At 44.7% G+C, this 8,773-nt stretch carries 5 protein-coding genes, 1 rRNA gene and 3 pseudogenes; 5 read left to right on the top strand and 4 right to left on the bottom strand.

All coding sequences use genetic code 11. The features are described 5' to 3' along the window. Positions 1–231: ribosomal RNA gene (locus tag L5L91_RS22450) — 16S ribosomal RNA — on the bottom strand; the annotation flags it as partial. A gap of 614 nt (positions 232–845) precedes the next feature. After that, the gene (gene ccoG / locus L5L91_RS22445) at positions 846–2,273 is read right to left on the bottom strand and encodes a cytochrome c oxidase accessory protein CcoG (protein WP_168827635.1); all 1,428 of its coding nucleotides are present in this window, start codon (positions 2,271–2,273) and stop codon (positions 846–848) included. Between the two features lie 91 nt (positions 2,274–2,364). On the opposite strand from ccoG, the gene L5L91_RS22440 reads away from it, so the two are divergent. The 4 genes from L5L91_RS22440 to L5L91_RS22425 all read left to right on the top strand — a co-directional run bounded on the left by L5L91_RS22440 (position 2,365) and on the right by L5L91_RS22425 (position 4,969). Then, on the top strand, positions 2,365–2,715 hold the full coding sequence (locus tag L5L91_RS22440; protein WP_113941424.1) for a hypothetical protein: 351 nt from the start codon (positions 2,365–2,367) through the stop codon (positions 2,713–2,715). 124 nt (positions 2,716–2,839) lie between these two features. Further along, complete coding sequence (locus L5L91_RS22435) at positions 2,840–3,745, top strand: 1,4-dihydroxy-2-naphthoyl-CoA synthase (RefSeq protein ID WP_113941423.1); 906 nt, start codon at positions 2,840–2,842, stop codon at positions 3,743–3,745. 183 nt (positions 3,746–3,928) lie between these two features. Beyond that, positions 3,929–4,132: a DUF2061 domain-containing protein gene (locus L5L91_RS22430; protein ID WP_263237812.1), complete on the top strand. Its 204-nt coding sequence runs from the start codon at positions 3,929–3,931 to the stop codon at positions 4,130–4,132. A gap of 597 nt (positions 4,133–4,729) precedes the next feature. Beyond that, positions 4,730–4,969, top strand: coding sequence for a BrxA family protein (locus L5L91_RS22425; protein ID WP_001353740.1), 240 nt, complete (start codon positions 4,730–4,732; stop codon positions 4,967–4,969). A gap of 187 nt (positions 4,970–5,156) precedes the next feature. On the opposite strand, the pseudogene intI2 reads toward L5L91_RS22425, so the two are convergent. Then, positions 5,157–6,134: pseudogene (gene intI2, locus L5L91_RS22420) on the bottom strand (class 2 integron integrase IntI2). Between the two features lie 322 nt (positions 6,135–6,456). Between intI2 and L5L91_RS22415 the strand changes: the two are divergent. Continuing rightward, positions 6,457–6,891, top strand: a pseudogene (locus tag L5L91_RS22415) (GNAT family N-acetyltransferase); the annotation flags it as partial. Here L5L91_RS22415 and ltrA read toward each other — a convergent pair. Further along, positions 6,891–8,225 (bottom strand): annotated as a pseudogene (gene ltrA / locus L5L91_RS22410) (group II intron reverse transcriptase/maturase); the annotation flags it as partial. The pseudogenes L5L91_RS22415 and ltrA overlap by 1 nt on opposite strands. Positions 8,226–8,773: the final 548 nt, after the last annotated feature.

Below are 8,773 nucleotides of genomic sequence, written 5' to 3'. Positions count from 1 at the left end.
TCATCCAATCGCGGAAGGCCCGAAGGTCCCCTCCTTTCCCCCGTAGGGCGTATGCGGTATTAGCAGTCGTTTCCAACTGTTATCCCCCTCGACTGGGCAGATCCCTAGGCATTACTCACCCGTCCGCCGCTCGCCGCCTCAGGAGTAAACTCCCTTGCGCTGCCGCTCGACTTGCATGTGTTAGGCCTGCCGCCAGCGTTCAATCTGAGCCATGATCAAACTCTTCAATTAAAGTTTTGTTGCTTCCGTTTTGCGACTTCAGCGGCTCAATGAATTCTGATTTTTTGCTTCTCGCACTCCCTATAAAAGAAGGGCTGAAACAAACTGTACATATTACTATGAACACTCATTGTTACATTGATTTAAATTTTTGACTGCCAACCCGAAGGTTAAGCAGTTTCGATTAACTCAATACCTGTGAGTGTCCACACAGATTTCTTGTTTTATCTTGTTAAAGAGCAACTCAACCTCATAAGAGAAGGTGAGTACCACACTGAGCGCCGAACGCTTCCAGTTGGCTAGGGCTGCGTATTCTACGCATTTCCCGTTTCGCGTCAAGGAGTATTTTTCAACTTCTTGCTGCGGTTGAATTAAGTGCTTAAAAGCGACTCAATTCAACCTAACTCGTCAGCCTGCTTTCGCTGTCTGCCGTGTCAGTGGATGCGCATTATAGGCAGCAGAGGATTTTGTGCAAGGGCTTTTTGTAGGAAAATAACGATTAATGGTTTAGACGTTTACTTATCAAACGATACGTATAAAAAAGGGGCTAAAAAGCCCCTTTATCTCTATTAAGTCTGGCAATCTATATGAGTCACGCTCAGCTAGATCATCATAAATACTGTTATCTATGGACTAAAGAAACGAGATTCTTGCTCAACTTCGACTTCTTCACCGTTGATATGAGTTTTCACTTTTATCTCGATATTAGTAACTGAACGAGACAGCTCAACCGGATCGATACCGACACTAATAGGGAGAGTTAACACTTCACCACCCGCAATAGTGACCGAAGTTGGACCGTACCATTTATAGTTGTCTAATCCTTCGACACTCATAGTGTATTCGTGGGATTGCTCTGTCTTATTAAGAATCTTCAAGGTGAAGGTGTTTTCAATCAAACCTTGATTGTTCTCTCTATAGAGCTGGTTACGGTCACGAATGATGTCCATACGCACAGGCGCGATGGTCGCACTGGAGTATATAAAGACTAATATCATCGCTATCAGTACCACGCCATAACCGACAAGTTTAGGTCGCAGCACTTTTTGCTTAATTCCTTCTAACTTGTTCTCTGTGGTATAACTGATAAGCCCTTTTTCATATCCCATACGATCCATGGTTTGATCGCAGGCATCGATACAAGCACCGCAGTTAATACACTCATATTGCAGACCATTACGAATGTCGATTCCCGTAGGACATACCTGCACACACAAGTCACAGTCGATACAGTCGCCAAGCCCTAGCTCTTTAGGGTCATCTTTGCGTGAGCGCGGACCACGGGTCTCACCACGTTTAGTATCGTAACCCACGATAAAAGTATTCTTATCGAACATGGCCGCTTGGAAACGAGCATAAGGGCACATGTGGATACACATGATTTCACGCATCCAACCCGCATTGCCGTATGTGGCAAGTGTAAAGAACACGACCCAGAAGTAGATACCGCCAGAAGCATTAAGCGTAAATACGTCGACATAGACTTCACGACTTGGCACAAAATAGGACACAAAGGTCATCGCCGTCATCAGTGAGAGCAATAGCCAGGCCGTATGTTTTGCCGTTTTACGCCAGAGTTTGTCAAAGCTCCATGGCATTTGATCTAACTTAATGCGTTTATTGCGTGCGCCTTCAAGTTTTTCCTCGAACCAGATGAACATAAAGGTCCATACTGTTTGGGGGCAAGTGTATCCACACCAAACACGGCCAAGATAGGTGGTCACAAAAAACAGAGCGAAGGCAGCGATCATAAACAACGCTGCAAGCAAGGTGAGATCCTGTGGCCAAATCGTTAAACCGAAGACGTGAAACTTTTGTTCGCCCAAGTTAAACCATACGGCTTGACGGTCGCCCCAAGGGATCCAAGGTAAAAGCAGGAAAAATAACATGGCGATCCAGCCCATGCGGCGACGTACGCTACTCCACAAACCGTCTATGGCTCGGACATAAATCCGATTACGAGGATTAAAGCGATCAGCTTTACTCGCATCTGGCTGGTGAATCTTAATTCGATTGGTTTTCGAATAGTCCTTGTTGTTAGATTCTGAGTTCATCGTTACAGCCTTTTACTGCTTTAATATTGGACGAAAACTAGCTTATTATACCCATATTCTTAATGGTTATTCACTTATGTTGGACTAAAAGATGAAAGGTTGGATCATATTGGCGCTACTCGCGGGTGCTTTATATTACTTATACACAGAAACAGATAAATTAGATGTTCCTATTGCAAAGACTGAGGCGATGATCAAAGAAATAGAGAATAAAGTTGACTCTATGACAGGAACAAAAATTATTAAAATCGACCATAAACTGGCTAAGGTAAGAACCGACATAATAGAACGTTTATCCACATTAGAACTCGAAGCTTTCAATCAAATTCCAATGACACCCGAGTCTATTGCCGACTTTAAGGCTAACTATTGCGGTACTATGGCACCTCAACATCCAGTGTTTAGCAAAGATAATCAGCTTTATCTATGTGATCACCTCTAATCATTACAGACTCATAGGCAAACGGGATTTTGCTATATAGCGCTAAGGTTTAGACTTAGGTGATTGACCTTATATATGATTCCGCCTAGCCTTTGAGGCATTACAGCATAAAGGCCTATGAATCATGACCCAACAAGTATCAGACATTTTTGATCCCACCCTATGGGATGAAGTCAGTGGATTTCATTTCGACGATATTACTTACCACAGAGCCAAAGCGCACGGCACAGTACGCATTGCCATTAATCGCCCAGAGTGCCGCAACGCCTTCCGACCTAAAACCGTTGATGAGTTATTTATCGCACTCGACCATGCACGCCAATGGTCTGATGTAGGTTGCGTACTGCTTACGGGGAACGGTCCTTCGGCAAAGGATGGTGGCTGGGCGTTCTGTTCAGGTGGTGATCAACGTATTCGCGGCAAAGATGGCTATAAATATGAAGGCGCTGAAGAAGGCAAAGCCGATCAAGCCAGAATGGGCCGCTTACATATATTAGAAGTGCAACGCCTGATCCGCTTTATGCCTAAAGTGGTCATCGCCGTTGTGCCGGGCTGGGCGGTGGGTGGCGGCCATAGTTTACACGTAGTGTGCGACTTAACCTTAGCCTCGAAAGAACACGCAATATTTAAACAAACCGATCCCGATGTTGCGAGCTTCGACTCAGGTTATGGCAGCGCGTATCTCGCCAAGATGATAGGTCAAAAACGTGCCCGCGAAATCTTCTTCTGTGGTTTTAACTACAGCGCCGATGAAGCCTTCGACATGGGGATGGTTAATAAATCTGTTCCCCATGCTGAGCTAGAAACCGAAGCATTAATGTGGGCGAAAGAGATTAACTCTAAATCACCTACGGCTATGCGTATGCTTAAATACGGCTTCAACATGACAGACGATGGCATGGTCGGTCAGCAATTATTTGCCGGTGAAGCGACGCGTTTAGCCTATGCGAGCGCCGAAGCACAGGAAGGACGCGATGCCTTCCTCGAAAAACGCGATCAAGATTTTTCAGCCTTCCCTTGGCACTACTAATTTTAGAATTGTATTAATTTACGTTTAAATGCTCAAAGCCCTCCATCGTGAGGGCTTTATGTTTTTTACAACGGATAAATAGATAAAACCGTTTAAACTAATCTGAAAACACGGCTTTTAATTTTAATGAGAATCGTTATCATCTAAACGTTCCCGCTGGGAGCCTATTTAGAGGACAAGATCATGACTAAGACACTCACTTTTGCTGTACTACATTTTAGCGTCGCTTTTACCGTAACCTATTTATTAACTGGCAGCGTAGTCGTCGGTGGCGCAGTAGCCTTAGTAGAACCCACGATTAACACTGTAGTGTTTTACTTCCATGATAAAGTGTGGAAACGCATTGAGGCAAAAAAGCAGCACGAGCTAGATGCCATTCCAGCATAGAAAGTTAAGCCACCAGCATTTGCTATTACTGTAAGTTAATCGTCATTTTGTCGTGAATCTAAATGAAAAAACCGCCAATAAAGGCGGTTGTGGGCGGACAAAATAGTTGGGAACTGGGAGGGGTGGAAATGGAGTTTTTAAGGATTATTTAGGGAAGAGTGACAAAATAGATGGGAACTGGGTGTAGCGTCGTAAGCTAATACGAAAATTAAAAATGACAAAATAGTTTGGAACTAGATTTCACTTATCTGGTTAACTAATCTAGCTAACCTGCCGCTCAGCTTAGTACGATCCTATATCCAACTGATCATAATCCTTTCATCAGTATCCCAAATTAAATCCCCCTCCTAGACTGCCTCACCAACACTTTACAGTGATCCCGTATTTCCGGACAGGTGATTGATTTTTTTCGCTTGTACAGGTGTTAAGCCACAGTTATCTTGATGTGGACATTATGCATTGTAATAGCCCATTAACATGCGCTAAGAGCATAAATTAATATACAGTAACAAGCATTACGAGGTGCTAATGTTTGGAAAGCAGCCTCTTCCAACTACAATAATAAGTTAACTATCCTCCACCCACAAATAATTACAAATGACCCCTTTCCGCTATAACTCCGATCTCACCAGCGGCTCGCTACAAACCCGAGAGTGTCGCATTATTACTGGCTTGTTACTCCAAGAGCTTGATGAAGCTGCCTGGGATAAAGCCATGTATAAGGAAAATGTGCTTCAGAAACGCACGCAATCTACGGTAAGACGTATTTCTTCAGCGCTTAGAAAACGCCTAGAACACCTAAGCTCTGACTTTTGGGCTTTTGCGTTTTTATGTTAGGCATTGTCTGGCAACTGGAGGAAGTGTAATGACCATGAATGGTCACTGTGATTGACAGTATCTTGCTTAAACTTATCTGAACAATGGTAGAACTGGCTCATATTTATCCCCTCTATGATTGTTTATCTTTTTCACCATAAAAAGTATCAGGGGCTACTCAGGGCTACATAAAGATATTTATCTACTTTTACTGATTGATAAGTAGCATCAGTCCATCCGCAGGACTGGTGGTGCCGGCAAAATGCTGACCCAACACATGCGTATAGATTTGCGTGGTCTTAACATCGTTATGCCCTAAGAGTTCTTGCACAGTGCGAATATCACGCCCCGCTTGTAATAGATGCGTAGCAAACGAGTGACGAAATGTATGACAAGTGACACGCTTGCTAACGATGCCTGCTTTTTGTACGGCTGCCTTCAATGCCTTTCGCGCAACGGAGTCATGCAGATGATGGCGGCATAATTTGCCGTTATACGGGTGGTTGCAGAGCGTGCTGGAGGGAAAGACAAACATCCACGCCGCTTGTCGATAAGCAGAAGGGTATTTGTGATCTAAAGCAAAAGGCAGCGATGGCCCTACGCCTTGTAAGTTGTCGTCTTGCTGAATAAGCCGCGCTTGCTCAATGAGTTATTTTATTGCTGGGATTAGGCGCGTGGGCAGTAGGCTGTTTCTGCTTTTCCCACCCTTACCGTCATGCACAGTGATGCAGCCATTATCAAAATCAAAATCTTTAACCCGCAAACGCAAGCATTCATTAATGCGCAAACCTGCACCATACAGCAGCGTAAAAATAACTTGGTTGCGAGTATCCATAACCTGCAAAATGCGTTGCACTTCATTTGCAGAGATAACAGAGGGTAGCCGTCTAGGCTTGCTTGCAGGGATATAATCAATATCGCCCAACGGCTGTTGTAAAAACCTGTTGTACAAAAAAGCTAGGGCATTTAAAGCGATTTTCTGCGTGTTTATGGCTACATGTCTGCTGTTTGCTAAGCTGGATAAAAACAGCCTGACCTCTTCACTGCCCATGGTCTGAGGATGACGTTTTTTGTGAAACAGAATAAAACGCTTAATCCAGTGCAGGTAAGTTTTTTCAGTTTTCAGCGCATAACCTTTTTGTCGCATATCCGTGCGTATAGAATTTAAAAATGGACTGTTAGACATAAAACGCTCCTTGTCTTGCAACTGTCTGCCTATACAGCCTATTCTAGCTGGGATTTAAAAAAGTGCCTGTTTTTTACGCCTAGAGATGCTTGTTTACCGGTAGAGTTTTAATTTAATGCTAAATAAATTAAAATGTTATGAGTTCTTTGGGTGAGATAATGTGCATCGTGCAAGCAGGATAGACGGCATGCACGATTTGTAATAACAGAGTGTCTTGTATTTTTAAAGAAAGTCTATTTAATACAAGTGATTATATTAATTAACGGTAAGCATCAGCGGGTGACAAAACGAGCATGCTTACTAATAAAATGTTAGGCGTCATATGAAGATTTCGGTGATCCCTGAGCAGGTGGCGGAAACATTGGATGCTGAGAACCATTTCATTGTTCGTGAAGTGTTCGATGTGCACCTATCCGACCAAGGCTTTGAACTATCTACCAGAAGTGTGAGCCCCTACCGGAAGGATTACATCTCGGATGATGACTCTGATGAAGACTCTGCTTGCTATGGCGCATTCATCGACCAAGAGCTTGTCGGGAAGATTGAACTCAACTCAACATGGAACGATCTAGCCTCTATCGAACACATTGTTGTGTCGCACACGCACCGAGGCAAAGGAGTCGCGCACAGTCTCATCGAATTTGCGAAAAAGTGGGCACTAAGCAGACAGCTCCTTGGCATACGATTAGAGACACAAACGAACAATGTACCTGCCTGCAATTTGTACGCAAAATGTGGCTTTACTCTCGGCGGCATGTTAGGATAATGAACTGCAATCCATCCATCTCTCAGTGAACATAAACCTGCTTTCTTGAGATACTCATTACTCAGCGCTTGCTGTATCCCTGGTGTTTTCGAGCTTCGCCACGGCCCTTTGCTTGTAATTCCACAAGCAACGGCCGCTTGGATCCTGACGCCACGTTTGAGTAAGTTTTGTACCTTAGTCCGTGGCTTTCGCCATTGACGCCAGTAGCACATACGCACTCGACGACGGATCCAGTGGTCTAAATCGACACACTCTTGGTAAGCGTTGGCTATGCCAAAGTAGTTGATCCAGCCTTGCATGTATTGCCGCACTTTAAACAATTGATAGCTCATGCTCACGCCCCAATTGCGGTTTGTCAGTCGCCTTATGTTTTGTTTGAAGATGTGCAGTGTTTTGACATGCCACTGGATCTTTCCGCGGTTAAAGGTAAACCCTAGGAACTTGCTTTGATCGACCTTAACCACTTGGCTTTTCTGCTCATTAACGGCCAGTTTTAGCTTAGTGGCAAGATAGCGAGTAATACTCTTGAGGACACGTTCACCCGCTCGTTGAGACTTGACCAAGATGATAAAGTCATCCGCGTAGCGGGCAAAGTGATGCCCTCTGCTTTCCAGCTCTTTATCCAGACTATCCAACATGATGTTTGATAGTAATGGTGAGAGTGGGCCGCCCTGAGGTACACCTTCGAAGCTTGCTTCAAATTGGTCGTTGATCATCACGCCTGCACGCAGGTATTTACCAATAAGCGCCAGCAGACGCTTATCCTGTACCTTGATCCTCAATTGAGTCATCAACAGGTCGTGATTTACTCGATCAAAGAACTTGGACAGATCAACATCGACGGCAAATTTGCGCTTCTGTTTGATGATATCTCTGACTTGCAAGACCGCTTGTTTGGCATTCCTATTCGGTCTAAAGCCGAAGCTATTAGCCGAGAAGAAAGGGTCAAACAACGGCGTGAGAATTTGAGCAATAGCTTGTTGTATCACACGGTCAATGACGTTAGGGATACCCAGTTTGCGTTTACCGCCATCGGGTTTGTCGATCTCTACGCGTCTGACTGCTGAGGGTTGATATTCACCTAACTCAAGTTGAGATTTACACTGTTGCCAACCGCCTTGTTGCATCCAAAGCGGGAAGGTTTCGATAGTCATGCCATCGATGCCAGCCGCGCCTTTATTGGCTTTCACTTGGCGCCATGCTCGATGTAAATTCTCAGGCTGGAGCAGTTGTTGAAATAAATCGCTGTTGAAGGCCGGTTGCATATCAATACGCTGCCGATAGTAATCGTCTGGCGACGTAGTGGGTATCGACAAGTTTGACAAGACTCCTCCTTCTTCTAAATGTTCAGGCCTTCACCATGTACCCACAACGCTAACGCGGGGTATGTTATCCCATCCATTACGATGGGCGTTAGGCTACTATGCCGTCTGCTGACTTCTGCTTAATCACATGCCGAGTTGCCCCGTCATGCGCTATCGGTTTTCATCTGGTTCGCTCTTTTCTGTCGATGACACTGAAAAGCCAAGGCACTTGTAAACCAGAGCCTCACTGGTTAATGACCGATCGCGTGTTAAGCAGATCTCCCCAGATAAGAGCATGAACTTTCTTTGCACTGCTGCATCATTTACGGTGGCCATTAGATCACGTGGTTTCGTCGTCTTGTGCCAACTCACCTCTAGCCTACGCCTCATATGATGTTCTTGTTCATCAGCTCGCAAATTTGCTAGCGGCTTCCTTCAGACCAATCCTCGCGGATAAGCCCTTGCCATTCGCTAGTAGTTAACGTTTAATTACAGGATGTTATTGAACGGTGACCTTCCTACAGAGGACTTTCACCTCATTAGTTCATGCCCATGCTGGGCGTACACAA

This window comes from Shewanella sp. SM55, from assembly GCF_025654025.1.
GTDB lineage: Bacteria > Pseudomonadota > Gammaproteobacteria > Enterobacterales > Shewanellaceae > Shewanella > Shewanella oncorhynchi.
The sequence above is the reverse complement of the archived record's forward strand: the minus strand, read 5'-3'. Positions and strand labels throughout refer to the sequence as shown.

Coding starts and splice junctions, on each gene's coding strand:
- ccoG (WP_168827635.1), bottom strand. CDS start 2,273: ATGAACTCAGAATCTAACAACAAGGACTATTCGAAAACCAATCGAATT.
- L5L91_RS22440 (WP_113941424.1), top strand. CDS start 2,365: ATGAAAGGTTGGATCATATTGGCGCTACTCGCGGGTGCTTTATATTAC.
- L5L91_RS22435 (WP_113941423.1), top strand. CDS start 2,840: ATGACCCAACAAGTATCAGACATTTTTGATCCCACCCTATGGGATGAA.
- L5L91_RS22430 (WP_263237812.1), top strand. CDS start 3,929: ATGACTAAGACACTCACTTTTGCTGTACTACATTTTAGCGTCGCTTTT.
- L5L91_RS22425 (WP_001353740.1), top strand. CDS start 4,730: ATGACCCCTTTCCGCTATAACTCCGATCTCACCAGCGGCTCGCTACAA.